The 536-nt window shown below is 62.3% G+C and carries 1 pseudogene; it reads right to left on the reverse strand.

The window, feature by feature from the left end:
• Positions 1–536: pseudogene (locus MBELCI_RS19035) on the reverse strand (IS256 family transposase); the annotation flags it as partial.

The raw sequence follows: 536 nt of genomic DNA on the forward strand, positions 1-536 counted from the left end.
CGCCGTCGGTGAATTTGACGCCCTCGATCACCATTGGCAACTGGTTGGCGCCCTTCAGGCGACGCCATCCCTTCGCGGCGGCTTGCACGAGCTTGTAGACCATCAGCCGAGCCGTCTTCTGGGATAGCGCACCTTTCGTGCGAACCGTGCGATGCCTGACAGTGGCGAACACGCTCTCGATCGGGTTCGAGGTTCGCAGATGGTCCCAGTGATCGGCGGGAAAATCATAGAACGCCAACAGCGCCTCGCGGTCCTTGCTCAGACAGGTTGCGGCCTTCTGGTATTTCGCGCCGTATTTCTCGACGAACACGTCCAGCGCGCCTCGGCGGCGACACGGGTTTCGGCCTGCCAGATCTCGCGCAGGTCGGATTTGACGGCGGGCTGGAGGGATTTGGGGACCTTGTTCAGCACGTTCGAAGTTTTGTGAACCCAGCACCTCTGGTGCCTGGTGCTGGGAAATACCTCATCGAGCGCCTTCCAGAACCCGAGCGCGCCGTCGCCGACAGCGATTTCCGGAGCGCAGGTCAGGCCACGCG

Source organism: Limimaricola cinnabarinus LL-001, assembly GCF_000466965.1.
GTDB lineage: Bacteria > Pseudomonadota > Alphaproteobacteria > Rhodobacterales > Rhodobacteraceae > Limimaricola > Limimaricola cinnabarinus.